Annotated in this window: 17 protein-coding genes and 1 pseudogene; 14 read left to right on the top strand and 4 right to left on the bottom strand. The window is 51.3% G+C overall.

What is annotated here, in order from left to right:
• Window positions 1-435 precede the first annotated feature (435 nt).
• The 4 genes from ACQ86O_RS19110 (at window position 436) to ACQ86O_RS19095 (ending at window position 9,687) form a co-directional block, all read left to right on the top strand.
• Window positions 436-1,092 (top strand): condensation domain-containing protein, encoded by a 657-nt coding sequence (locus ACQ86O_RS19110; protein WP_431222419.1) that lies wholly within the window; start codon window positions 436-438, stop codon window positions 1,090-1,092.
• A complete protein-coding gene (locus ACQ86O_RS19105; protein WP_431225774.1) occupies window positions 1,041-8,363 on the top strand; it encodes an amino acid adenylation domain-containing protein in 7,323 nt (2,440 codons plus the stop codon). The genes ACQ86O_RS19110 and ACQ86O_RS19105 overlap by 52 nt, the downstream gene beginning before the upstream one ends.
• Window positions 8,287-9,054, top strand: a complete 768-nt coding sequence (locus tag ACQ86O_RS19100; protein ID WP_431222418.1) for an SDR family oxidoreductase — start codon at window positions 8,287-8,289, stop codon at window positions 9,052-9,054. Before ACQ86O_RS19105 ends, ACQ86O_RS19100 begins: the two co-directional genes overlap by 77 nt.
• Before the next feature lie 351 nt (window positions 9,055-9,405).
• The gene (locus ACQ86O_RS19095) at window positions 9,406-9,687 is read left to right on the top strand and encodes a YjcB family protein (protein ID WP_431222417.1); all 282 of its coding nucleotides are present in this window, start codon (window positions 9,406-9,408) and stop codon (window positions 9,685-9,687) included.
• Window positions 9,688-9,699: 12 nt separating this feature from the next.
• On the opposite strand, the gene ACQ86O_RS19090 is transcribed toward ACQ86O_RS19095, so the two are convergent.
• Window positions 9,700-10,137, bottom strand: coding sequence for a VOC family protein (locus tag ACQ86O_RS19090; protein WP_431222416.1), 438 nt, complete (start codon window positions 10,135-10,137; stop codon window positions 9,700-9,702).
• 20 nt (window positions 10,138-10,157) lie between these two features.
• Window positions 10,158-11,027 carry a helix-turn-helix domain-containing protein gene (locus tag ACQ86O_RS19085; protein ID WP_431222415.1) on the bottom strand — a complete coding sequence of 290 codons (870 nt, stop codon included), beginning with the start codon at window positions 11,025-11,027 and terminating at the stop codon, window positions 10,158-10,160.
• Window positions 11,028-11,324: 297 nt separating this feature from the next.
• Here ACQ86O_RS19085 and ACQ86O_RS19080 point away from each other — a divergent pair, with 297 nt between their 5' ends.
• The 10 genes and pseudogenes from ACQ86O_RS19080 to ACQ86O_RS19035 all read left to right on the top strand — a co-directional run bounded on the left by ACQ86O_RS19080 (window position 11,325) and on the right by ACQ86O_RS19035 (window position 21,682).
• On the top strand, window positions 11,325-12,230 hold the full coding sequence (locus ACQ86O_RS19080) for a DMT family transporter (RefSeq protein WP_431222414.1): 906 nt from the start codon (window positions 11,325-11,327) through the stop codon (window positions 12,228-12,230).
• A 131-nt stretch (window positions 12,231-12,361) separates the two neighbouring features.
• Window positions 12,362-13,261: a LysR family transcriptional regulator gene (locus ACQ86O_RS19075; RefSeq protein ID WP_431222413.1), complete on the top strand. Its 900-nt coding sequence runs from the start codon at window positions 12,362-12,364 to the stop codon at window positions 13,259-13,261.
• A gap of 250 nt (window positions 13,262-13,511) precedes the next feature.
• A complete protein-coding gene (locus ACQ86O_RS19070; protein WP_431222412.1) occupies window positions 13,512-13,937 on the top strand; it encodes an amidohydrolase family protein in 426 nt (141 codons plus the stop codon).
• A gap of 5 nt (window positions 13,938-13,942) precedes the next feature.
• A complete protein-coding gene (locus ACQ86O_RS19065) occupies window positions 13,943-14,392 on the top strand; it encodes an amidohydrolase family protein (protein WP_431222411.1) in 450 nt (149 codons plus the stop codon).
• A gap of 100 nt (window positions 14,393-14,492) precedes the next feature.
• Window positions 14,493-15,755: a C4-dicarboxylate transporter DctA gene (gene dctA / locus ACQ86O_RS19060; protein WP_431222410.1), complete on the top strand. Its 1,263-nt coding sequence runs from the start codon at window positions 14,493-14,495 to the stop codon at window positions 15,753-15,755.
• Between the two features lie 145 nt (window positions 15,756-15,900).
• Window positions 15,901-16,580, top strand: a pseudogene (locus ACQ86O_RS19055) (oligogalacturonate-specific porin KdgM family protein).
• Window positions 16,581-16,960: 380 nt separating this feature from the next.
• Window positions 16,961-19,342 carry a DMSO/selenate family reductase complex A subunit gene (locus tag ACQ86O_RS19050; RefSeq protein ID WP_431222409.1) on the top strand — a complete coding sequence of 794 codons (2,382 nt, stop codon included), beginning with the start codon at window positions 16,961-16,963 and terminating at the stop codon, window positions 19,340-19,342.
• Window positions 19,339-19,959: a DMSO/selenate family reductase complex B subunit gene (locus ACQ86O_RS19045; protein WP_431222408.1), complete on the top strand. Its 621-nt coding sequence runs from the start codon at window positions 19,339-19,341 to the stop codon at window positions 19,957-19,959. The genes ACQ86O_RS19050 and ACQ86O_RS19045 overlap by 4 nt, the downstream gene beginning before the upstream one ends.
• Before the next feature lie 2 nt (window positions 19,960-19,961).
• On the top strand, window positions 19,962-20,810 hold the full coding sequence (locus ACQ86O_RS19040; RefSeq protein ID WP_431222407.1) for a dimethyl sulfoxide reductase anchor subunit family protein: 849 nt from the start codon (window positions 19,962-19,964) through the stop codon (window positions 20,808-20,810).
• A complete protein-coding gene (locus tag ACQ86O_RS19035) occupies window positions 20,810-21,682 on the top strand; it encodes a 4Fe-4S binding protein (RefSeq protein ID WP_431222406.1) in 873 nt (290 codons plus the stop codon). Before ACQ86O_RS19040 ends, ACQ86O_RS19035 begins: the two co-directional genes overlap by 1 nt.
• Window positions 21,683-21,838: 156 nt before the next feature.
• Here ACQ86O_RS19035 and ACQ86O_RS19030 read toward each other — a convergent pair whose 3' ends face one another.
• A complete protein-coding gene (locus tag ACQ86O_RS19030; RefSeq protein ID WP_431222405.1) occupies window positions 21,839-22,360 on the bottom strand; it encodes a chromate transporter in 522 nt (173 codons plus the stop codon).
• Window positions 22,357-22,926: a chromate transporter gene (locus ACQ86O_RS19025; protein WP_431222404.1), complete on the bottom strand. Its 570-nt coding sequence runs from the start codon at window positions 22,924-22,926 to the stop codon at window positions 22,357-22,359. Before ACQ86O_RS19025 ends, ACQ86O_RS19030 begins: the two co-directional genes overlap by 4 nt.
• Window positions 22,927-22,928 lie beyond the last annotated feature (2 nt).

Here is a 22,928-nt window from a genome sequence, read left to right as displayed (position 1 = left end):
AGGGGATATTACTGAAACCGAACCCTCCCCCATCGACACATCCAAGATGATTATTTAACCAGCCGAATAGATCACATGAATATTTAATTGGTATATTTAGAATAATATAATGACTCGGTAATTTATTACCGCAACAGGAGAGGAAATATCCGTTTAAGTTGTGTTTAACATACCTGATATAGTATAAACAAAGCATTGCCCAGTATACGGCATTGTAAAAATCAGACAGAAAAATAATATCCACAGAGTTTTATCCTCCGTCAATCTCGCTTATTCTCTGCGTGAATGCAGAGGTTTTTTTATCGTCGAAATTAGTCGTCATTCATATTTTATCAGGTTAAATCCTAAAAATATAAATCAATCATCCAACAGGAACGATAGCCGCTTTATTTAAGCAATGAAATCAAAGTTAGTATTAATTCAATAGGAAAATAAATGGATTTTTTTAATAAAACTTACGAAAAACATCTCTTGTCACCGGTTACGCTAGGGCAAAAAGAAATTTGGTTGATGCAGCAACTCTCCCCTCACCTATCATTCAACATTTCAGAACATGCGGAAATTATTGGTGATTTAAATGTATCTTTATTTGAACAGGCGGTGAATGACGTCATAGCAGAAACGCCTGGATTAAATAGCCGCTTTGCCGTTGTCGAAGGTGATTTATATCAATTTACTGATAACAAAATCCCAGAAGGATTGCATGTAATTGATATTAATGGTAATTTTTCGGAATCGTTTGATTTGGAAGCCTGGGTGCAAAAGGATATCACCACCTTGGCATCCGTTGAAGATGCACAATTGTACAACTTTTCATTGCTTTGTTTGCCAATGAGCAAGTTTATCTTCTATTACCGCTGCCACCATGTCCTCATGGATGGCCGAAGCATGGCTACAATTTCTAAGCGTATCTGTGAACAATATGACTGTTTGATTGCAGGGCAAGTACCCGAAGATAAATTATCACCGAGCTTTGGTTTACAAGCAAAGAATGACATTGATTATCTGCAATCAAAAAGATTCCTGGCAGATGAAGCTTTCTGGGGGAATATAGCCGTAAAGAAACAAGTTCAAATTGGCTATCATTCTTAAGCCACACCGCCAATGATCGTGAAATATTAAAAGAAGAAAAAGAAATTGATGCACATCTTGATTGCAAGATAAGAGATATTTCTGAAAAAAACAAGATTCAGCCTGCTCACTTTTATATTTCCGCTATAGCCATCCATTTTTACACGCTCACAGGGATCGAAAAACTTTCTTTCAGCCTTCCTGTTACTGGGACTGCCGGCGAAGCGCGAGGGGTTGCAGGGATGACCTCCAATATCTTGCCATTAGAAATTAATATCTCGCCCGGTGAGAATATTATCAGTATTGCCCATGCTGTCAGTAAAGAGTTAGCTAAAATATTAAGACATCAACGCTATCGCGGTGAAAATATTCAAAGAAAAAGTAAAAATAACTTCGGTTTTGGCCCCTCTATCAACCTGATGTTATTTAAACGCGGCATTCCCTTCCGGCACTGCAAAACCAGATGGATCAAGGCGAACGGCTCGCAGACTCATGGATTCGCCGTGGTATTGGATGATCAGGGTGATGGCAAAGAATTATCTATTGGCTTTTATGGCAGTGACAAGCGCCACACCCCCGAAGAAATGCTCGATCATCAAGATAGGTTCCACACGATACTCGACCAGCTCGCCAACCATCCGCATCAATCAATAGCGGAACTTGATCGCAAGGTAGCGGCCTTAAGGAGCACCTCTGTTCCGCGGAGTGTGTTTGAAAACATCAGGAATCCGCCCTCTGCCGCCGTGGTTAACTGGGCGGTACAGGATGCCCGGCAAATTACCCATCTTGCTCTGTCATTAACGCCTATGACTGGTCTTCCTCATCCCATAACCCGGCTAAAAATTCTGGTGAACCACAGGCTATATCTGGTTGATCAAATTAATATGCTGCCTGGGAACACCGGCATAACTCCGGGGACGCTGGTTAACATAGATGACCAGAACGATACCTGGCAGGTTTCCACCCTTACCGGGGACATCATTCTTGGCGGCTTCTCGACCCTTGAAGGGACGCCTCTCTCTGCGGCAGCACTGGCAACCCAGGCAAAATTATCAACCGGGGATCGGCTGCCAATATTTACTGAGCAGCAATCTGTGGAACTGTCTGCAGCCTTGGCCCGGTTGACTGCGAATGAGCCCTTTTGGCTAGCGAAGCTCGAACGGTTCAATCCTGTTGATTTCCCCTATGCGATTAACAAAACCCAGGAACCAAGTCGCCTGTTAGCCAGCCCGTGGCAATCAGCTCGTTTTGGTAGTGATAGACAGGAAAGCGGGTTATCCGTCGCAGCGATTTTTACCGCTTATCTGCATCGCCTGTCCGGTGAGCAGAGTTTTCAACTGGGTTATCACGTTAAGCCTGATAATACCGACCTTTGTTCGCAGTTGGCCTCATGCTGGGTTCCGTTGGATGTTACTGATATTCATGGCCAATTAACCTTAAATGAAATCAAAGAAAGTCTGAACGCAGAAATAGCGCTAATAAATCAATCTTATAGCTTTGCTTGCGACACTCAATTACGTTACGGGAACCTGGGAAAAAACGCCAAATTAAAGCATGACAGACCCGCTTATGCTTTAGCCCTGGCTATTTCAGCTGGTGAGATATCTCTTGATGGCGAGCCAGATAGTTCGCTTGAAGGCTTCCCGTTACTGGTATTACAAATCAATGCCGCTAACGGTAATTTCCGGTGGGTTTATAATGCAGCGAATTTGCCAGCAAGCAGGGTCAAGCAGATTAATGATCATGTTTTATGCGGGCTGGAAAAATCTCTTGATGATAGAAACCCTCTCCTTCCTATTGATAAGATTAGTTTTATTGCGAAAGACGAAGAGCGGTTCCTGCTGGAGACATTAAATAACACCGAACAGACTTACCCTGGTCCTCTTTGCATTCACCGTGCCTTTGAACAACAGGTTGAAAAAACGCCTGAGGCTATCGCCGTTTGTCACAATGATGAAGTTTTAACCTATCGTGAGTTTGACCAGATCGCGAACCGCATTGCCCATCATCTGATTGGCTTAGGCGTGAAGGCGGATATGCGTGTGGCTTTATGCATGGATCGCAGTGGCTTACAGATAGCCACGCTGTTTGGTATTTTGAAATCCGGTGGGTGCTATGTTCCGTTGGATCCTGCCTATCCTATCGAACGGCTGAAAGATGTGCTGGAAGATGCGCAACCGTCGGTTCTATTGGTAGATGCTTTAGGTGAAGCGACGCTGGCAGGCAGCGCGCAAGCGGCTACTTATGACGTCACCCGCCTGTTAGACATGAAATTGCCGGACTGCGCACCGCAGTTGAACTCGCTTTCAATCAATCAACTGGCTTATGTCATCTTCACTTCCGGTTCAACCGGCCGCCCAAAAGGCGTGATGGTTGAACACGCGCAGGTGATGAACCTTTATTACTCGCTCAAAGCGGAGGTTTTCCAGCATTACCGCCCACAATCCAAGGTTTGCCTGAATTCCAGCCTGTCATTTGATGCGTCGTTACAAAGCCTGCTCAGCCTGCTTGGGGGCCATCAGTTGCATATCGTGCCTAACGATATCAGGGGGGACGGCGAGCGGCTGGTGCAGTTTATCCACCAAAATGCGATTGATGTGTTTGACTGCACACCTACCCAACTGGAAATGTTATTGCTTTCCGAATTGCCCAACCGGGTGGAACAGTTGATTTTGCTGATCGGTGGCGAAGCCTTGTCAAGCCAGACCTGGCGTCAGCTCTGCGCAATCAGGCACTTCACCGCCTTTAACGTTTACGGCCCGACGGAATGCACGGTTGACGCCACGCTGGCACACATTAGCGGGCAACACCCGCTACCGACCATTGGCCGCCCTCTCGCCAACACGGCGATTTACGTGCTGGATGAGCAGTTAAGGCCGGTGCCTTTCGGCGCGGTAGGCCACATGTACATTAGCGGTGCTGGCGTAGCCCGTGGCTACCTAAACCAACCTGAACTGACCGAGGAGCGCTTCAGCCCCGATCCTTTCCTCAGCAGAAAAACGCGCATGTACCGCACTGGCGATTTAGCCCGTTATCTGGACGATGGCAATCTGGAATATCTGGGGCGCGACGATCAGCAGGTAAAAATCAATGGCTATCGTATTGAGCCAGGTGAGATCGAGGAAAAGCTCCTCAGCCATCCTCAAATTAATGAAGCCGTGGTTATCGCTTATAAAACCCCCGCAGGAGAGAAACAACTGGCCAGTTATCTGGTCATGGCCGAAGGGGCTGAAATAGAGGCTCTGCCCCGCCGCCTGCGCGCATATCTTGGCAACCGACTGCCTGAGTTTATGTTACCTAGCGCCTATGTCTCTATGGCCAGCCTGCCAGTGACACCGAACGGCAAGATTGACCATAAAAGCCTGCCTGCCCCTGATGCTAACGCCTATGTGCATGAATGCTACCAGGCCCCACAGGGAGATACCGAGCAAGAGCTGCACGATATCTGGGCAAATATACTGTGCGTCGAAAAAATTGGCCGTGACGATAACTTCTTTGCCATTGGCGGTGATTCATTGATGGCGATGAAATTACTCAGCACAGTGCAATCCCGCTGGAACGGCAAAATAACCCTGAAAGCGTTTTTTACCGACCCAACGCTGGCACATTTGGCCACCTTGGTTGTGCACAGCAAGAAGCTGGCTACCCGCCAGATTGTCCCTGTAGCCCCAGACAGCCGGCATCCACTGTCCTTCGCCCAGAATCGTCTCTGGTTTATCGAGCAACTGGGTAACCATGACGAGAATTACCAGGTTCCACTGTTGCTGAAAATGCACGGTTCCCTTGACCCCGACCTGCTGCAACGCTGTCTTGACGATTTGATCGAACGCCATGCTTCATTGCGTTCGGTCTTCACTGCTGAAGATGGCATCGGCTATAGCAAACTCCTGCCAACCTGCGGCTGGCCAGCGCTGAAGAAATATGATTTCTCCTCCGAGGCTCGGCCCCAAACCGCCGTAGAAAAGCTCTATCAGCATGAAGTTGCGCATAAGTTTACTATTTCACAAGGCCCGCTGGTGCGCGCTTCGCTGGCAAAAACCGGTGACGATGAACATTATTTATTGCTGATTATTCACCATATCGTCACGGATGGCTGGTCGATGGAGATTATGGCGCGTGAACTGGGAGCCCTTTATAGCGCTTTCCATCAGAAAAAGCCCAACCCGCTGCCGGTTTTAAGGCTGCAATACCCTGATTATGCCCACTGGCAACAGCAAAGGCTGCACGGCGGAGAATGGGAAGAACATGCCCAGTTCTGGTGTGAACAGCTCCGGGGAGCACCAGAGCGGCTCACCCTGCCCACCGATAGTGAACGGCCTGCATTGCAATCCTTCCTGGGGGCTTCGGTGCCGATAGCGCTGGATCTGCAACTCTGTGACCATCTTCGTCTTCTGAGTCAGAAACATAACACGACGCTTTATATGACCTTGATGAGCGCCTGGTCCATCGTCCTGTCTCGCCTTGCCGGGCAGCAAGATTTGGTGGTCGGAACGCCCGTAGCTAACCGTCAGGTGTCGGAGTGCGAAGCCATGGTCGGTTTCTTCGTCAATACCCTGGCCATACGCATTGATTTAACCGATGCACCCACGGTGGCAGAGTTGCTTACGCAGGTGCGGGAATTCACGCTCAACGCTCAGGAGCATCAGGAATTACCTTTCGATCATGTCGTGGAACGGTTACAACCTCACCGCAGTATGGAAAAAACGCCGTTATTCCAGGTGATGTTTGCCTGGGAGAATTTCGATGCGGTGGCTCCTGACATGGTTGGCCTGGATGTGCAAGTGATCGATCCGCAAGTCACCCATGTTAAATTTGATCTGGAGCTGAATCTCGGCCCTCGTAATAATGGCATAGTTGGCTCGCTGAACTACGCCACCGCGCTGTTTGATGAGGAGACGATCGAGCGTCATAAAGAGTATTTGATCGCCGTTCTTGAGGCGATGGTCAGCAATGAAAATCAACCTGTCAGCCAAATTGATTTGGTCGGCGATGCAGAGCGCCACCTTCTATTGCAACAGTGGAATCAAACCGCCAAACCTTATCCGGCCGACTGCTGCATCCATCAGCTGTTTGAACAATATGCAAAGCAGGATCCTGACGCCATTGCGTTGGTCAGCAACACTTGCACCCTGAGTTATGGGGAACTGAATCAATGCGCCAATGCTCTGGCCCATCAGCTGATAGAGCTAGGGGTAAAAGCAGAGGATGTCGTTGCCATTTGCGCCGATCGCAGCCCGGAAATGGTTATCGGCATTCTGGCGGTCCTCAAAGCAGGCGGCGCTTACCTTTCTCTACCGCATGATATTACCCCCGAAAGGCTGAAATTTATGCTTGATGATGCCAAACCGGTGGTTATTCTTGCCGAACAGGCAACGCTGGCGTTGTTCCAGGGCTGCGCTATACCACATCGCTTGCTGCCACAAACTGATGCCGTGGTACCCGTATCGGTAAATCCACGGCCTCAGCTTATGCCGCATAATCTGGCCTATATGATTTATACCTCTGGCTCAACCGGCAACCCAAAAGGCGTTTTGGTAGAGCATGGGAATCTGGTGCAACAGATGGTGACCTGGAGCCAGCAATGGAGTCTGGGTAAGCAGGACAAGGTTTTGCAGTTCTGTAACACCACCTTTGACGTCTCCGTTTCCGAGATATTCTCGGCGTTGACCTCCGGGGCCACCTTGGTGCTGCGCGATGACCAGTGGCTGGCGAGCAGCGCCGATTTCTGGCGGCTTTGCCACCAGTACGGGATCAGCTACCTGGATATCCCTTACCAATTCTGGCGCAAACTCTGCGAGGAAAGCGACGGGCCTCTGCCACCTGCGCTACGCTTGGTCTGCATCAGCGGCGAAGCCGCAGCACCGGAGATGCTTGAACGCTGGCTGAAACGCTACCCAGCCAGGCCTGAGCTGGTCAACTGCTATGGGCCGACGGAAACCACCATTACCGCGACCACCAATTCGCCAACGCTGGGCGGCGATCATAGAGAAGCTATCGGGCGCCCAACGGCCAATATCCGCATCTACCTGTTGAGTCCTGAAGGCCTGGTGGTGCCACGTGGCGTTATTGGCGAAGTATATATCGGCGGGCCGGGGGTCACCCGTGGCTATCTCAACCTGCCGGCGATGACCGAAGAGCGCTTCCTCCCCGATCCTTTCAATTCTGTTAGTGGATCACGGATGTATCGCACCGGCGATCTGGCCAGTTATTGGGCCGATGGTCGGCTGCAGTTCCACGGGCGCAACGATCATCAGGTGAAAATCCGTGGGTTCCGTATCGAGTTAGGCGAAATAGAAACCCAGCTTAACGGCCATTTACAGGTCAAAGAAGCGGCTGTGCTGGCGCAGGATCATAAAGGCAGCAAGCGATTAATCGCTTATATGGTTGCCGCCCCGGGAACGGCAGCGCTGGAACCGATGGCGGTGCGGCAGTATCTGCAAAATCGGCTTCCCGACTATATGATTCCAGCGGCCTATGTCCTGCTGGATAAAATGCCTATCACCGCCAACGGCAAGCTGGATCGCAAGGCGCTGCCAGAACCCAGGGAAAGCGCTTTCCTGTTTCAACCCTACGAAGCACCGGCATCCAGGCTGGAAAGCCTGATTGCCGATATCTGGCAAACCCTGCTCGGGGTCGCTAAGGTTGGCCGCTACGATCACTTCTTTGAACTAGGCGGGCACTCATTACTGGCCGTAAGCGCTGTTAATCTGATTAACCAGGCTAGCGAAGACAAGATCGGCGTCAGTGATATCTTTATCGCGCCCACGGTTAAGCAGTTGGCCCAGCGGTTGAAATCACAGACGCGTACCAGTGAAGTGGTTAATCTGCACCAATACGCTCTATTACCAGCGGATATCCGGCCGTTGCCTGGGGGCCATCAGCCGGGCAAAGCCATTTTGCTTACGGGCGCCACGGGCTTTGTCGGCCGCTTCCTATTGCGGGAATTACTGGATTCCACCCCAGGTAAAATCTACTGCCTGGTGCGTGGCCAGAGCCGGGCCGAGAGTCTACAGCGCCTGAAGAGTATTCTGGAGCAATGGTCCCTGTGGCGTGAGGGAGATGAACAACGCATCATCGTTCTTCATGGGGATATCAAAGCGCCTCAACTTGGGATGGATGAACACACTTACGCCAGTGTAAGTAAAGACGTTGGGGTGATATTCCATTCAGCCGTCAGTATATTTCGATATGGCCTATCAGGCCAATGTAGGCGGTTTGATCGAACTGCTGCGCTTGGCAACTCAGGGAACCCACAAGATCCTGAATTTTGCCTCTACACTCAACGTCTTTAGCCCCATGACTCAAACTGGCCATCGTGTGGTCAACGAAGCCTCTTCTATTCAGGATGAGCGGCACATCACCCGCCAGGGCTATGTCGCCAGCAAATGGGTTGGCGAGGCGATAGTTAATCTGGCGGTTGCCCGTGGCATTGCCTGCAATATTTTCCGCCTGGGGCTGATCACCGCCGACTCCGAGCTTGCTCGTTATGATGAACTGCAAGCTTTTTACCGGTTATTCAAGAGCAGTATCCAAATGGGGATGGCATTTGATGACGCCTATGGAGATATTGAACTCACGCCAGTAGATTTTACTGCCAAGGCTCTGGCACGTTTGGGCTGTATATATAACCCGGAAGAAAATATCTTCCATCTTTCCGCCGCAAGAGGGATCCCAAGGTGTGATTTCATTAAAAAATTAAATGAACATTTGCCGCAACCCATGTCGGTGGTGTCATATCGTCAATGGCTGCAGGAGGCGCGTCGCCGTTATCAGAAAGGGGAGGTTTTACCCATTACCCCACTCATCCAGGACATGATGATGTTAAACGATGAAGAACTGGATAATTTCTACCAGTCTCAGCAGGAGGGTTCCCTGGGTTACGACAGCAGTCATACATTGATAGCTTTGGCAAAAAAGGAAATCACACTGCCAGTTACCCACCACTCCTGGTATCGCTTGTTGGTTGATTCACTGAAAGGATAACCCAGTCTTATGACCAAGCCCTGGCCATTAAGGTCAGGGCTGAGCCGTTTCGAATTAATGCATCATGTCACTAAAAAAACTTTTTTACCCCTATCTTTGAAGAGATATTATTTTTCCAGATCAATAAGCCTTACCGCCAGGGGCTGCGGCGTTTACCATCAGGCTGGGTTTATCAGCCTTAACTGATTTACCCCCGCAGCTCTTGAGCCGCCGATCGGAGCGATGCTATAATGTGACGCAGATCACACCTGTGATCATATTCTCTCCCCTATGCGCTTTCTGCCCCTCTGTCTTATCCCTTGCGGAGTTGAGACGGCCGGATGCGGCTTTTGTAGCAAAGGATCACGTCTGATGAGTACCATAGCCACTGGCTTTATTATGATGCGCTGGGAACTGCTGAGTGCAGTGATGATGTTTCTGGCCAGCCAACTGAATGTTATCTGCCGCAAAGCCAGCCGTAACGGTATGGCGTTTATATTCAGCAGCCTTGGGCTGTTTACCACCTGCTGGTTTGTGATGGGGTTGATGGGGATCTCATTCAGCCAGGAAGGCGTAATGCATTTCTGGTCAGTGACCAAAGACACCTTTGTCGACGTGATGAGCAAAACCCCGACCGCCTTCCCGTTGCCATAAACGCTTTTTGACTTAGCCACGCAGCCAAGGCGTTAACGTAACCCCGACCAGCAATCCTTCCGGGCTCAGCAGGCGGGTGACGCTCTGGCCCCAAGGTTCCTGACGGTTGGCTACCAGCAACTTGTAGCCCTGGTCTTGCAAGGCTTGCGTGGCTTTTGCCATATCCGCGACGTCAAATTCCAGCCAGGCCTGCGGCACGGGTAAATCTTGCGGCCACTGTTCCTGACCAAAACAAGCTTGTGCTGCCTGGGCCAAAGGCCATAACGCAAAGTGTTTCACCCCCTGCAAGGCATCGTGCTCAGTCAGCAGATAATCCTCATTCCCTTCCATTGGCTTGAGCGGCAAACCTAATGCTTGCTGATAAAAGGCCTGACTTTGGCTGGTACTCTGTGTAATGGGGCCGAAACCCGCCACGAATAACACTTCAACACCGCAAAATGGCTGTTCCATATTTTCTTCTCCAGAGGGCATTAGCGGCTTTGTTTCCGCAACTGCAAGGGCGCGCAACCGTAAGCCGCCTTAAAACGGTTGCTGAAATGGCTGGCAGAACTGAAGCCACAATACAGCGCAATTTGCGTTAGCGGCAGCGCCGTGTGGCGCAACAGTTTACCTGCCTGTTGCAAACGCACCTGCATCACATATTGATGCGGCGCCAGGCCGGTGCTGTGTTTAAACATCCGGGCAAAATGGAACTCACTCAATCCGGCCTGCAACGCCAGGCTGCTGAGCAACAGCGGTTGATCAAGATGGTTTTCAATAAACTCCAGCACGCGCTTGAGAACCACCGGCGCCAGTCCGCCACGCACGCTTGGCAGACGCCAATCCAATTGGGTGTAATGCTGGATCAGGTGTGACATCAGCAGCGTCGTAGTGCTGCTCAGTGCCAGTTGGCTCGCGCTGTCTTGCCAGTCGTAGTTAAGCAGAAATTGACGATAAAGCGTGGTGATCTGCTTGTCTTGCGCAAACGCACTGTGCTGCACATTGATCGAGGCCGGGCTGCGATCCCAGGTTTGTTCTGCCAAATGGCGCAGATGTTCATCGGTAAAATAGAGATGCACGAAGGAGAGATTGCTGCGCACATCCCAGGTCGATTCATATTGGCGTGGCATGATGCAAAATCGATCCGGGCCACCCCCGTTTTGCCAGCCACCGGGGACCTTCTGATAACACTCATAGCCATCTGCAATATACAGGCTGAGCGTATGGTGCTCGGCGCTCTCCTGCGTAATGCGATCATGACTGTTGGACCAGGCCGCCAACTGCACGCCAGAACCCAGTTGCACGCTGTTGTGCAACCGGGCTTTGTGTTTGTGCAGTGTTTCAAATGCCAGGTATGACATAGCCGCCCATCCTTTGTAAGAAAGCCGTTTAAGTGTAAAGAGTGATGGCTGCGGATACCAGCCATCGATGGGGCCTTTGGCGAAAAATGCGCAAGAATATGCAAGTGTGAGCAAAGGGCTGCAAGCGCGGTGGCGGTAAAAGGTGAATACTCCGGTTGTGGATGAATATCCTCACCGTCATTAGCGTTGGCTGCTCCAGCGCATCCCTGCGCCCACGGCATTTGTACCTGCTAAACGGCAAAGGAAATAACAACGCGACAACTTCAGTCAGAAGGGTATCAAGGAGTTTATGTTTATATGAATACGCTGTTGTATCTGGCCGTGGTGCTGATTTGGGGCACGACCTGGATTGCGATCACCCTGCAACAACAAGGTTCGGTAGCCATCACGGTGTCCATCAGTTACCGCTTTTTGCTTGCTGCCGCCGTTATGTGGTTGGCGCTGCTGGCCATGCGCCGCCTGCGTACCCTCAGCCTGCAGGATCACCTGTTCTGCGTGCTGCAGGGTTGCTGTGTATTTGGCTTTAATTTTTATTGTTTCTACCATGCAGCCGCCTATATCAACAGTGGTCTGGAATCGGTGATCTTCTCGATGGCCGTGCTGTTCAATGCGGTTAACAGTATGATTTTCTTCCGCCAGCGCCCTAGCCCCAACCTGCTGCCTGCGGCATTGTTAGGAATGGTCGGTATTGTGGCGCTGTTCTGGCAGGATCTGGTGGCCACCCAGATGGCACCAGAATTGCTCAAAGGGATTGGGTTGAGTGCTTTAGGCACCTACGGTTTCTCGCTGGGCAACATGCTCAGCACGGGCCATCAGCGCCGTGGGCTGGATATCCTTTCTACCAATACTTACGCTATGAGCTACGGTGCGCTATTGATGACGGCCATCGCGCTGGCGCAAGGGGCGTCGTTCCAGATCGAATTCACTACGCGTTATTTAGGCTCTCTGTTCTATCTGGCGATATTCGGCTCGGTGATTGCCTTTGCCGCCTATTTCAGCCTGCTGGGGCGTATTGGTGCCGGGGCTGCCGCCTATAGCACCTTGCTGTTCCCCTTGGTGGCCCTGACCATTTCGACCCTTTATGAAGGCTATCAATGGCACCTGAACGGCGTGATTGGCCTGTGCCTGATCCTGCTGGGTAACCTGGTCATGTTTTCTAAACCGGGCCGATTTACCCCGCGCTGGCTGCGGCGGGAAGCGTAAAAAAGTGACATCGTCACTTACTATTGGGCAATATTTCACTGTTGCAGAGACCCGTAAAGGGTTTGAATAAATAATAGAATTCCGTACGATTGGCTTTCTGGCCCATTAATCGACTTCAGAGAGCCCGGCGAATGGATTTAAAAAAATTACACTGCTTTATCCGGGTGGCCGAACAAGGGAGCTTTAGCCAGGCAGCACAAACCCTGGACCAATCGCAATCGGTGATAAGCCGCCAGGTCCGGCAATTGGAACAGGATCTGGGGCAGACGCTGTTGCAGCGTAACGGGCGCGGTGTCACGCTAACCCCCGCTGGGCGGCAACTGATGGAGCACGGTAAGGGGATTTTGCGCCAGGTCGAAATTACCGAACAGGCCCTGCGCAACGGTGATGGCACCTATAAGGGTAAAGTCACTGTGGGTATGCCCCCAACGCTGGGCAAGCTGTTGACCGTAGGGCTGGTAACCGACTTCTTTGCCGAATTCCCCGACTGCTCACTCGCCATTACCGAAAACCTGACTTACTGGATCCAGAAAAGGTTGATTATGGGCGAGTTGGATATTGCACTGCTGTATAACCCGCTCCCCAACAGCAACCTGAAATATCAGCTGCTATGGACCGAGAAACTGTGCCTGATCGTCCCTGATCATTCGCCGATCGCGGCACAAAGCGCAGTCCCGCTAGAGGATCTCAGCCGCTACCCGATTATTATCCCCAACCGGCAACAGATGCTGCGCAACCTGGTGGAGATCGAATGTTCCCGTCACAATGTTACCCTTAACGTGGTGATGGAAATTGACACCGTCTCATCCATGCTCGGATTGGTGGTAAGAGGCTTCGGTTATGCGGTTCTGCCCGCCAACGCACTTGAAGTCGATTATCGCCCCGAGGGGCTGGCGGCTATCCCCATCACTCCGGCGATCCTCAACCGGGTCGTTTTGGCCACCTCGACCCAGCATCAGCTATCCTCGCTGGCGCAAAGAACCCTTGAGCTGCTGCTTCATCAGGATATCATCAGCAAACGCCTGCTCTGAACGCCATTCCCCCCAACTTGAACCCCCATAAATTTCAAGTTGACCGTTCAAGCGCATTCATGCGCCCACGACATGAGTCCATCCCTGTACAGCATCGCCGTTAATCCCCCACCATACCCCTGGCTTTGCCGCTGCCCCTGTTATGCAAAAAATGCAAATCAGCTAGTACGACTTGCACCTTTTTCGCTACTGCCTTCGTTGCTAGCTTAACGAGCATTCCTCGCCAGAGAAGAAACCACAGGAGCAAGCAATGAAAAGCTGTAAAGCCCCAGACCCTCATCCGTTGAAACCGCGCCTGGCCCTGCCGATTGGCGCCTGCGATGCGCATTGCCACGTCTTCGGCCCAGGTGCCCTTTTCCCTTACGGTGCCAACCGTAAATATACCCCTGAGGATGCTCCCTTCGAGCAACTAATGGCATTGCATGACTGGCTGGGAATATCGAGGGCGGTCATCGTGCAGGCCAGTTGCCACGGCACCGATAACAGCGCGATGCTGGACGCCATCGCCCGCAGCCAGGGCCGTTATCTGGGTATTGCCATGGTCAGTGGTGATGAAAGCGATGCCGAGCTGGAACGGTTACATGCCGGTGGCGTGCGTGGCGTAAGGTTCAACTTTGTTCAGCATCTCGGGGGGCGCCCAATCTGCTGCGTTTCTTCTCCGTGTTGCGGCGGGTGAAAGCCTTGGGCTGGCATGTGGTGCTGCATCTTGATGCCCAGGACATCCTTACCTATGCCGAGGTCATCGACAAGATTGACTTGCCCTTCATCATCGATCATATGGGCCGGGTGAAAACCCCTTTGGGCCTGGAGCAGCAGCCTTTCAAGCAGTTATTGCAATTGATGCGGGATAACCCGCTAGCCTGGGTCAAAGTCAGTGGTTCTGAGCGTATCTCGGCCGGGGTCCGGCCATTCAATGACGCGATCCCCTTTGCTCAGACGCTGATTGAGACCGCGCCAGACCGTGTGTTGTGGGGAACTGACTGGCCCCATCCCAATATCAGCAACGATATGCCCAATGACGGCGAACTGGTGAACCTGATGCTCGATTTCTGTCCGGACGAGCGTCTGCGCCATCAGTTACTCGTCGAAAACCCGATCCATCTCTATGGGTTTGCGCCAGCAGAAGCTTAAGCTCAAGTACTGATCATGGCTTTCGTGCCCGATCGGTTTTGGTGGCTCTGGCTCACTCAGGGGGAGCTTCAGAGCCTATTACGATGTGTGGGTGATTAAAATGACAAGTAAACCGTTTTACAAAGAGCTCTATTTTCAGGTAATCGTCGGCATTGTGGTCGGGGTGTCTCTCGGCTATTTTTTCCCGGATCTGGCGGTAAAAATGAAACCGCTCGGCGACGGTTTTATCAAGCTGATTGCCATGATCATCGGCCCGATCATTTTTTGTACCGTCGTCACTGGTATTGCCGGGATGCGCGATATGAAAGAGCTGGGCCGGGTGGGTGGCAAAGCACTGATATACTTTGCCGTGATGTCGATAGTGGCGCTGATTATTGGCCTGTTCGGCGGCCATATTATTCAACCGGGCATCGGCTTTAATATCGACCCGGCCACCCTGGATACCTCAGCATTAAATAAATATACCGAGAGCGCTAAAAGCGTCAATCTGGTTGATTTCCTGATGGGAATTATCCCGACAACCTTCGTAAATGCCTTCTCTTCAGGTAACGTTCTGGCGATCCTGCTGGTGTCTATCCTGTTTGGCTATTCCCTGTCGGCCATCGGCGAAAAGGGCCGCCCGATTTTTCTGTTTGTAGAAAGCGCCTCCAAAGTGTTTTTCCATAACGTTCACCTGATTTCCAAGCTCTCTTCTATCGGCGCATTCGGTGCCATTGCCTATACCATCGGGGCCTACGGGTTGGAATCACTGATCCCGCTGGTCAAAATGGTCTTCGGCTTCTATCTGCTGCTGATTGTCTTTGTGGTCGCCATCTATGGCGCTATTGCCAGCATCTTTCGCTTCAGCCTGTTCGCCTATCTGAAGTTTATTAAAGAAGAGCTGCTGATTATTCTTGGCACCGGCTCTTCCTCGGTGGTATTGCCACACCTGATGGAAAAGCTGGAGCGTATGGGTTGCCCACAACCGGTGGTGGCTCTGGTGGTCCCTTCCGGCTATTCGTTTAACCTGAACGGCACCAACCTGTATATGACAATGGCCATCCTGTTTATTGCCCAGGCAACCAACACGGAACTCTCAATCACCAGCCAGATCGTTCTGATCATGGTCGCCATGCTGACCTCGAAAGGCGCAGCTGGCGTCACCGGCGCCGCGTTTGTGATGTTGACCAGTACCCTTATTGTTCTACCGGTGGTGCCCGTCGCCGGGATGGTGCTGATCCTCGGTATCCACCGTTTTGTCGGTACTGGGTTGGCGATTGTTAATCTGATCGGCAACGGTATTGCAGCCATTGTCGTCTCTGCCTGGGATGGCGTTCTGGATCGGGAGCAAATGCAACAGACGCTTAAACCGCAGCAGGCATAACCGATTGAGCCGATGGGAATATTGCCAGCAGGCAATACCAATTATTAAACATATTTTACAGTTAAAGGCCGCCAACACCAGCGGGAGAGTCTTACCTCAATTATTAGCAACGTCAAACCTATAATAAATATCACAGGGTGAACTTATGAAAACGAATATGATACTTGGCTGTACGCTCCTGGCGGCTGCCTTTTATTCATCGGCAATGACGCTGGACTTTCGTCATGAATATTATGAAGACAGTAAATCTCACCGGGATAGAGTATTAATTTCTCACCGTTTTGCCAATGGGTTAGGATTTTCCGTTGAGGGTAAATTTAAATCCGGTGGTGATTCGGCAGATAAACCGTTTTCCGATATTGTCGACAATGGCAGTGAGTATTCCATCAGCTACCAACATAACCTGTTGGAGCAACTCAGCATTCAACCGGGATTAGAGTTTGAAACAACCGCATCAAAATCGATTTACAAACCCTATCTGCGGGCTCAGTACAACTTTCCCAATGGGGTTTATCTTTCAGGCCGCTATCGCTACGAATATGTCCGGGAGACCACCAGCGGCAAAGAAGATGAACACATCAACCGCGGTGACCTTTGGCTGGGCTATAAGTGGCGTGCTATCACCCTTGAAGCCAACTACGTGTACCGGGAAAGTGACCAGATAAAATACAATAATAAAAAAATGATTATGAATACAATGGCCGCGTAGCCTGGAAGGCGACAACCCATTGGACGCCTTATATGGAGATCGGCAATATCTCAGTTTATCAAAACAAAGACGACCGCCAGGCCCGTTATCGCGTGGGTTTGCAATATTCATTTTAGGCCCTGCGATAGTTTTGCGCTGCATTCTTGATTAATTAGTTTTTCTAAAGCCCCCAGAAGCAGAGTAGGCCATCATTTCTGGGGACTGGAATTATTTTTGTTTAAATATTTTTATAAATCAACGTAACTGCTAATATCAGCCTGTTTTTAAGAAAAAACCCGTTAAATACCTCAATTGTGATTATCCTGTTGCAAATAAGTAGATAAGATATTTATAAAAATCTATTTTAATTTGAAGAAAACTCAATAAATAAGAATGAGACGCTTTATACTGTTAATAACCCCTTTGACTTAATCAAAAATAAGTACATGGCTTGATATTTCGCAAAGAACAGATTGTGCTGCCAACACACACTATTTTTCTTTTGTGAGTAAATATCATGGCTGATAAATATAATAGTGATAATTCATCAGGGATCACCCGCCGTAATTTCGTGAAGGTGAGCAGCGCGCTGGCTGCCGTTCCCTTCGTCGGCGTCAAATTTGTTAATGCCGCCGAAACACCGTCAACAACCGGCGCAGAGGTGCCCTCTTCGCCAGAACGTATCATCCCTACCTGCAGCACCTTTGACTGCGGCGGAAAATGCGATATCCGTGCCCATGTGCAGGAAGGCATGGTCACTCGTGTCACAACGTTGCCGGACGCTGAATTCGATCCCGAGATGCCCATCATGCGTGCTTGTGTGCGTGGCCGGGGTTATCGTAAATTCGTCTATCATCCGGATCGCCTGAAATATCCGATGAAACGCGTTGGCAAGCGTGGCGAAGGCAAGTTTGTCCGTATCAGTTGGGATGAAGCCACGACGCTGATTGCTGACAACCTGAAAAGGATCACCGAAAAGTACGGGCCTGCCGCGCGGTTTGTCCACAACAATACCGCCGTCACCGGCGGAGCGTTTTCCGGCGATAAAATGGCACGCCGTTTACTCAGCCTGACCGGTGGGTACCTTGAGTATTATCACTCCGTCAGTATGGGTAACACCGGGGCTGCAACCCCTTATACCTATGGCTCCGCAGCCAGTGGTAATACCCTGGATACGCTGAGTGATACCCCGTTGGTGATTTTGTGGGGCCATAACCCGACCGAAACCATTTTTGGCCACACCAATCATTACTATCAGCAGATGAAGCAAAACGGTACCCGCTTTATCGTGGTTGATCCCCGCTATTCTGATACCGCTTCTTCACTGGCCGATCAGTGGATCCCACTGCGTCCTTCCACAGACAATGCGCTGATGGACGCGATGATGTACGTCATCATTAGTGAAAACCTCCACGATAAGGCCTTTATCGATCGTTACACCTTAGGTTTTGATGAAAAATCTATGCCTGAGGGCGTGCCGGAGAATGAATCTCTGGTGGCTTACCTGATGGGGGCTAAAGATGGTATCAAGAAAACCCCTGAGTGGGCCGAACCCATCACCCACGTTCCGGCGCAAACCATCCGCCAATTGGCGCGGGATTACGCCACCACCAAGCCTGCTGCATTGATACAGGGTTGGGGCCCGCAGCGACATAACTGCGGTGAACGTACGGCCAGAGGTTCTACCTTGCTGGCAACGCTCACAGGTAATGTGGGTATCAAGGGCGGATGGGCTGGCGGATATGGCGGTATTGGTAACCGTAAATTCACCACTGGCCCAGAAATGCCAGATAACCCGGTGAAAGAAAAAATTTCCATCATGAACTGGGTGCAAGCGGCTGACGATGCCAGCAAGGTTACCCCGGAAGATGGCCTCACTGGCGCTGATAAACTGAACACGAATATTCGTATGGTGTTTTCACTGGCCGGGAATTATATGGCCAACCAAAACCCGGATATCCATCAAGCCGTCAAGGTATTAGAGGATGAGTCTAAAATTGAATTTATTGTTCAAAGCGATCTCTACCTGACACCGAGTGCCAAATATGCCGATCTGTTATTGCCAGAAACCAGCTTTATGGAGCGCTGGAATATCGGGGAAACCTGGGGGACGGCCAACTATCTGATCCTGTCGGAAAAACTGATCGAGCCTGAATTTGAACGCCGTTCTGACTACGACTGGATCCGTGAAGTTGCCCAGAAACTGGGTATCGAAAAAGAGTTCAGCCTGGGGCGCACCGAAAGGGATTGGATCGTCCAGATCTGGGAAAATACCCGCCAGGCAATGCCGGATGAAAACTTGCCGACCTTCGATCAGTTGCTGGTCCAACGCCGTCATCTGTTTAAAGGGAAACCCCATATTGCTTTTGCCGATAATATCCGCGATCCGCAAAATCATCCGTTCCCTACTCCATCAGGAAAAATCGAGATCTTCTCCCAGCGTCTCTACGATAAGCATCATCCCGAGATCCCTGCATTGTCTCACTACGTCCCTGCACATGAAGGGCCGGAAGATAAACTGGCAGAAAAATATCCACTGCAACTGATTACCTGGAAAGGTAAAAACCGGGCTAACTCCACCCAGTATGCCAACCCGTGGTTACAGGAGGCGCAGACCCAGAAGTTGTGGATCAACCCGGCAGATGCCAGCCGCCGGGGTATTGCGCAGGGAGATAGCGTTCGTATCCATAACGATCGTGGCGTTACGCTGATCCCGGCAGAAATTACCCAACGCATTATGCCTGGAGTGGTTGCTCTGCAAGCGGGTGCCTGGTGGCTACCGGATGCCAATGGCGTTGACCATGCCGGTTGCGCCAACGTGCTGAGCTCAGCGCGGATCACCGCGCTGGCAAAAGGCAACTCTCACCAGACCATGCTAGTGGAGGTTGCAAAAGCATGAGTAAATTTATCGATTATGCCCCCGTCAGCGATCGTCAGCTCGGTTTCTATATTGATTCCTCGCGCTGCTCAGGCTGTAAAGCCTGCCAGGTTGCCTGCAAAGACAAGAACAACCTTGAGGTTGGTCGCCGATTCCGCCGTATTTATGAAGTTAAAGGCGGCGGTTTTATCGCATCCGGCCAAGGTGGTGTTTATAACAATGTTTACGCCTATACCCTGTCGATAGCCTGTAACCATTGCCAGGATCCGGTTTGCACGGTGAACTGCCCAACCACGGCGATGCATAAACGCCCTGGGGATGGCATTGTGCGCGTGAATACGGATAAGTGTATCGGTTGCGGTTATTGTGCCTGGTCTTGCCCTTACGGTGCTCCTCAGCTTAATCAGGCCACCGGCCAGATGTCAAAATGCGATTTTTGCATCGATCTTCAGGCGGCAGGAGAGCAGCCCATGTGTGTAGCAACCTGCCCATTAGGTGCCATCAAGTTTGGCCCTATTGATGAACTCCGTGCGAAATATGGCAACGTCAGTGATGTGAAGGGCCTACCTGACTCTTCCATTACGCATCCTAATCTGGTCATTAAACCGCACCTGGGTGCAGAACAGGGGAGCAAATAATCATGCATGAATGGCCACTTGTTATTTTCACCCTGCTGGTTCAAGGCTCGGTTGGCATCACATTATTTGCTACCGTGATCCTGGCTTATGCCAATGACAAACTGGATACCAAGGAAAAATGCCGTTTTGCATTGCCGTTGATGCTGGTTGCTTTCATCGCTGGCGCACTGGGCTTAATGGTATCTACCGCGCATCTGGGCTATCCGCTAAATGCATTTCACGCCTTGCGGCACGTTGAAAGTTCATGGCTGAGCCGGGAAATTATCTTTGCCAGCCTTTATCTGGGGGTCTTGGGTCTGGCGACCTTGGTTGCCCTGTTCACCCAGCGGGTCTGGACCATCCTGTTGCTGATTGCCTCTCTGCTGGGCATCATTGACATCTTCTGTATGAGCGCTATCTATGTGCACTCTTCGGTAGTGACGTGGATGCATTTCAATACCTATTGGATGTTCTACGGTGCTGCATTGGGGTTAGGCGCCATTGCCTGCCTGTGGTCACTGGCTACCCGGCCCGTTCTGCCTGCGCTACAGGTTAAAACGGTCGCTATAACGGCGGTGGTATTGGTTATTGCTGTTACGTTATGCCGCCTGGTGGAACAACCCATTTATGTAGGCTATCTGGCCACTTTTTGGAACAGCGATGTGGCTACCTTCCCTCATCAGCCATTGACGGCGTTTGAACAGTTGAGCCATCTCCGGTTGGCGTCGTGGCTGATGCTGGTTGCTGGCGTAAGCGCTCTGGCACTGTGCTTACGGGCCGATCGCATCAACAAGCAGGTACTGGCGTTGGGAAGCGTATTGGTGGTGGTAGCCGAAGTGTTATTACGGCTCAGCTTCTTCAGTATCAATTAATGAACGTGTTTGCGCTCGATACAAGGTCAGCCCCAGCCGGGGCTGGCCATTCCTGTGTACGCAACCGGGTGCAACAGGCTAGCTGTCAGGCTTGCGTATTGGCCTGCTCGGTTGATGCCGTTACCGTTAGCGATGGTAAGGTCTATTTCGATACCGAGGCTTGCATTGGCTGTGGTGCCTGCCAGTTTGCCTGCCCGACAGGGGCGGTGGACAAACTTACCCTCCCTCGACGCCACTATCGCGATGGTGCGCTGGTCATGCCGTTAAGCGTAGCGGCTCCAGGCGTTGACGAGCTGCTTATGTGGCATGCTGAATATCAGATCCGTGCCGTTGAGCTGCATATGGCTCTCAACCCGGCCTGGGTCATGGCTATTGCCGCACTAAATCTCAAGCTGAAACAACTCAGACAACCCCTGTGGACGATCCTCCCGCCTTCTGTCACCGCCATTGATCATGCCCGACGCCATTGGTTGCAGATCAACAACGACAAAGACAACACCGCGAGCGTTACGCCAGGGCGACGGGTGCGCAGGGCTCATTTTTCTGCAGTGAGTGAATATCAGCTGGCGCTGGATCAAGCCGCGTGTTTTTTATGTGGCGCTTGCGCCAGAGTTTGCCCTGAGGGTGCTATCCAGTTGGCTGGAGAATCGATGACCCTTAATCACTCCCGCTGTACCGGTTGTGGTAGCTGTGAGGACGTCTGTTTTCCTCATGCCATAAAAGTCATACAAAGTGATGAATGCACGCTGACTACGCTTGCTATCCGGGAAATCCCCTGTTCAACCTGCCATCGCCCTTTCTTTGCCTGGACGGCACAGAGCCAGGAATGCCCGATATGCCAACGGCATCACTATGGTATGCGCGAAGCTTGAGCCTTTTTCAGGCTGCGGAAAAACAGCATGGTAATTATCCCTTAACGGATAAAGGGGAGTAGATTTTACTTGCTTGGCTTTCCCCACTTTTAAGGGATAGCCAACTATCTGAGTTAACAATATGCAAGGTAATTCAGGAAAATAAAAACCCAGGGTTCACGTTATCAATAACCCCATCACAGCACCGCCCGCAAGGATCCACAGGGGGTGAAGGCGTTTACTCATGCCCAGTAACGTCGCCAGCAGGATCAATACGGCCAGGCGCCAGTTAGTGGCTGAAGCCTGCGCAATCAACACGCCGCTGGCTGCAACCAAACCCACCGTCACCGGCACCAGCCCGGTTTGCACGATGCGCCGCCACGGCCGGTCTTTGAAACGCCGCCAGGCCCCCATCACCAGGATAGTGACAATGGACGATGGCCCAAACTTGGCAATGGATGATACCAACAACCCGGCCCAGCCAGCCACGTGCCAGCCAATCAGCGGCACGATCATCATATTCGGCCCCGGCGCGGCTTGCGCCATGGCAAACAGGGCGCTGAATTCCTGAGCGGTCATCCATTGATGCACCTCAACCACCTGCCGCTGCATTTCAGGCAGGATGGTAAAACCGCCACCAAAGGCCATCAGGGATAGCTCGGTAAAGATGATCGCCAGCGAGATTAAAACCGCTATCATGAAGGTTTTCTCCAGGCCAGCAGAATACTCAGCGGCGCCAGCACCAGCATGGTGGGCAATAAAGGAAGACGCAGCCAGGCAATGGCTACCAGGGCAATGCCAACAATGATCAGCGCCACCCATTTGCGCCACAGTGGCAGCAGCATTTTCAGTGCGGTAGAGAGCAATAACCCTGCCGCAGCGGCGGCCAATCCGGCAAAAACATGCTGAACATGAGCATCGTTTTGGTAGCGGGCGTAAATCACCCCCAGGCCAACCACGATCGCCGTTGGCGCACAGATCAGCCCCAGCAAGGCACACAATGCCCCTCGCAACCCGCGAAACTCCATGCCAACCGCCACCGAAAGGTTGATAACGTTGCCACCCGGCAGAAACTGGCACAGGCCCAGCAGCTCAGTGAACTGTTCGCTGCTTAACCAGCGCCGTTGCTCAACCAACATGCTACGCGCTAATGGCAACACGCCACCAAAGCCGATCAGGCCAAGCATCAGAAAACCTGTAAACAGTTGGCCATTACTCGGTGGCGTATCGATTTCAGGTTTATTTACCTCGTAAGAATCAGACATTG

Source organism: Serratia sp. L9 (genome assembly GCF_050632285.1).
Classification (GTDB): Bacteria; Pseudomonadota; Gammaproteobacteria; order Enterobacterales; family Enterobacteriaceae; genus Chania.
Note: the sequence above shows the minus strand (reverse complement) of the source record. Positions and strands in the feature narration are given on the sequence as shown.

Excerpts from the sequence above, each read along its gene's own strand:
- ACQ86O_RS19075 (WP_431222413.1), top strand. The coding sequence starts at position 12,362 with ATGGATTTAAAAAAATTACACTGCTTTATCCGGGTGGCCGAACAAGGG.
- ACQ86O_RS19070 (WP_431222412.1), top strand. The coding sequence starts at position 13,512 with ATGAAAAGCTGTAAAGCCCCAGACCCTCATCCGTTGAAACCGCGCCTG.
- ACQ86O_RS19085 (WP_431222415.1), bottom strand. The coding sequence starts at position 11,027 with ATGTCATACCTGGCATTTGAAACACTGCACAAACACAAAGCCCGGTTG.
- ACQ86O_RS19080 (WP_431222414.1), top strand. The coding sequence starts at position 11,325 with ATGAATACGCTGTTGTATCTGGCCGTGGTGCTGATTTGGGGCACGACC.
- ACQ86O_RS19025 (WP_431222404.1), bottom strand. The coding sequence starts at position 22,926 with ATGTCTGATTCTTACGAGGTAAATAAACCTGAAATCGATACGCCACCG.
- ACQ86O_RS19095 (WP_431222417.1), top strand. The coding sequence starts at position 9,406 with ATGAGTACCATAGCCACTGGCTTTATTATGATGCGCTGGGAACTGCTG.
- ACQ86O_RS19050 (WP_431222409.1), top strand. The coding sequence starts at position 16,961 with ATGGCTGATAAATATAATAGTGATAATTCATCAGGGATCACCCGCCGT.
- ACQ86O_RS19030 (WP_431222405.1), bottom strand. The coding sequence starts at position 22,360 with ATGATAGCGGTTTTAATCTCGCTGGCGATCATCTTTACCGAGCTATCC.
- ACQ86O_RS19110 (WP_431222419.1), top strand. The coding sequence starts at position 436 with ATGGATTTTTTTAATAAAACTTACGAAAAACATCTCTTGTCACCGGTT.
- dctA (WP_431222410.1), top strand. The coding sequence starts at position 14,493 with ATGACAAGTAAACCGTTTTACAAAGAGCTCTATTTTCAGGTAATCGTC.
- ACQ86O_RS19035 (WP_431222406.1), top strand. The coding sequence starts at position 20,810 with ATGAACGTGTTTGCGCTCGATACAAGGTCAGCCCCAGCCGGGGCTGGC.
- ACQ86O_RS19090 (WP_431222416.1), bottom strand. The coding sequence starts at position 10,137 with ATGGAACAGCCATTTTGCGGTGTTGAAGTGTTATTCGTGGCGGGTTTC.
- ACQ86O_RS19040 (WP_431222407.1), top strand. The coding sequence starts at position 19,962 with ATGCATGAATGGCCACTTGTTATTTTCACCCTGCTGGTTCAAGGCTCG.
- ACQ86O_RS19045 (WP_431222408.1), top strand. The coding sequence starts at position 19,339 with ATGAGTAAATTTATCGATTATGCCCCCGTCAGCGATCGTCAGCTCGGT.